Origin of the sequence: Bathymodiolus platifrons methanotrophic gill symbiont (assembly GCF_002189065.1) — a bacterium.
In the GTDB taxonomy this organism is placed as follows: Bacteria; Pseudomonadota; Gammaproteobacteria; order Methylococcales; family Methylomonadaceae; genus Methyloprofundus.
The window spans coordinates 1-2,077 of record NZ_BDMN01000495.1 but is presented as its reverse complement, the minus strand read 5'-3'; the positions used below and the strand labels follow the sequence as shown (position 1 = coordinate 2,077).

4 protein-coding genes are annotated in these 2,077 nt (G+C 39.7%); all 4 read left to right on the top strand.

Annotation, left to right across the window (positions count from 1 at the left end; translation table 11 throughout):
- The first annotated feature begins 187 nt into the window (after positions 1–187).
- Genes CDZ78_RS19805 through CDZ78_RS23975 form a run of 4 tightly spaced genes read left to right on the top strand, consistent with a single transcriptional unit; the run spans position 188 to position 2,060 of the window.
- Positions 188–1,327 carry a tyrosine-type recombinase/integrase gene (locus tag CDZ78_RS19805; RefSeq protein WP_087871504.1) on the top strand — a complete coding sequence of 380 codons (1,140 nt, stop codon included), beginning with the start codon at positions 188–190 and terminating at the stop codon, positions 1,325–1,327.
- A gap of 2 nt (positions 1,328–1,329) precedes the next feature.
- Positions 1,330–1,713, top strand: coding sequence for a DUF7659 family protein (locus tag CDZ78_RS19800; RefSeq protein WP_140414254.1), 384 nt, complete (start codon positions 1,330–1,332; stop codon positions 1,711–1,713).
- 9 nt (positions 1,714–1,722) lie between these two features.
- Entirely contained in the window at positions 1,723–1,941 is a 219-nt protein-coding gene (locus tag CDZ78_RS19795) for a hypothetical protein (RefSeq protein ID WP_087871502.1), read from the top strand.
- Positions 1,938–2,060 (top strand): hypothetical protein, encoded by a 123-nt coding sequence (locus CDZ78_RS23975; protein WP_263458931.1) that lies wholly within the window; start codon positions 1,938–1,940, stop codon positions 2,058–2,060. Before CDZ78_RS19795 ends, CDZ78_RS23975 begins: the two co-directional genes overlap by 4 nt.
- The last annotated feature ends 17 nt before the right edge of the window (positions 2,061–2,077 follow it).

The following is a 2,077-nucleotide window of genomic DNA, read 5'->3' as shown; positions in this document are numbered from 1 at the left end:
TCGGGCTCATAACCCGAAGGTCGTAGGTTCAAATCCTGCCCCCGCTACCATTGATAACCCTTATATAATAAGGGGTTCAGCCTATAAGCCGTCGGTTGAAATGCTTTAAACTTAAAGGATGTGCACATCGAAGTGCACACTTTCAGCACATGCAAAGTGTGCACAACAGTTTAAAGAGGCTCTTACCATGGCAACTTTCAGAAAATTATCTAATGGCAAATATCGAGCCGACGTAAGAAAAAACGGTTCTTTCATTCAAGCCAAAACATTCAACACAAAACAGCAAGCAGAAGAGTTTTCAGCTTCGCTAGAATCTAGTATTGATTCTATCCTGAGATTAAAACCTAAGAAAATAAAAAAATTGTCACCTGCGAAAGTTGAAGAGCTTGGCGGTAAATGGCTGTTTAAAAAATTAGGTGTTGAACTTGAGTTTATGACTTTCGACCAGTTAGCAACGGAATACATGCTTCAATGGACTGGTAAAGATCATAACCAGGTTTACCGTGCTCTTTATTGGCGCGATACATTCGACGGATTGCCAATCAAATCAATTACACCTAAGTTAGTCAAAAAGGCCGTCAAAGACTTTAGTGAGACTAAATCATTTGCTACTGATGGTACTGGCAATAAATCAAATAAAACACGATCAAGTAATACAGTCATTCGTTATAAAGCGGTATTGTCTGCAATGTTTAGGTATGCCATCCGAGAAGATTACCTAAAAGAAAATCCAGTTGATAACGTTTTTGTTCAAGCAACCCCTAATAAGATCGAGCGTTATTTGTCTGATGAAGAGCGTATGCAATTATTAGCTGAGTGTAAAAATTCAACTTGGAACAAAATGCACTTGCTTGTGCTATTGGCTATTACTACAGGCATGAGAAAAAGTGAATTAATGGGTTTGCGCTGGAATGACATTGATTTTAACAAGGGACTGGCAAAACTTACCGACACTAAAAATGGTGAGTCACGAAATAACCCCATTCCCGAAGTCACACTAAACGAGTTGAGAAAGTTTAGGCAGATAGGTAGCAGCTTAATCTTTAACAGCCCCACCAGACCAGAGCGACCTTTTGAATTTCGTAAACAATGGCAGGGTGCGCTTGATCGCGCAGGTATTGATAATTTCAGGTTCCATGATTTACGACATACAGCAGCATCCTATTTAGTCATGGCCGGTGCTACCCTATACGAAACTGCACAGGTGTTAGGCCATAAATCCACACAAACAACCGAACGTTACGCCCATTTATCCACTGACCATAAGAGCGCAGTTGTCGAGCGTGTCATGGGTAATGTGTTTAACGTTCAAAGCGGGGGCGTGTGATCGTGAAAAATTTTAGTGTAGAAACAGCACAAGCAGCCGTTTTTGATAAATACGGTGCCTTTTTTGCGTTTAGTAATAATCAATTTAACGAGCAGAAAAAAGAGGGCGTGATTTATGAGGGGTTAGCGTCTGGCATGGTTGCACCCGTGGGAGCCGATATTTTTAAAGAGCTGGAGAAGATTCAACAAGAAAAGATTGCTTTTGAATTGGCGAATAATTCATTAAAAATAATTATATGGGATTCATTAGCCAATTATGAATGCCAGATAACAAGTAATTGTGATGATGCTGTGGAGGCCTTAGAGCAATATGGAATTAATCGCGAAATGATCGCTAAGGAATGGCCGGCCTATTTTCAGCACTGTGTTGAAAACGATTATTTTTAAGGGGATTTTATGAGCAGCTCAGTTTATAAAGTGCAATGTAAGACCTTTAAAATTGCACAAGGCATAACCGAAAAGCCCGGGAACGTTTCAAGCTATCAAGATGCATTTAAGCCGCCTTACAGCTTAAGAATTGTCAAACAGCACCGCACCAAAAAGCACCTGGCATTTAGAAACGATGTAGCAAAAGCCGTTAATGCAATCAGAAAAAATAAAGAGGTGAAATTATGAATTTACAAAAAGAACGCGAAGCACAACCAGGTGAAAAACATTTCTTTGCTATATTGCAAGGTGGTGTTGATCGGGGGAAGTTTAACCAGCTGAAGTTTCCCAATAATTATTTATGGTAAAATTGAAACTATGCTAC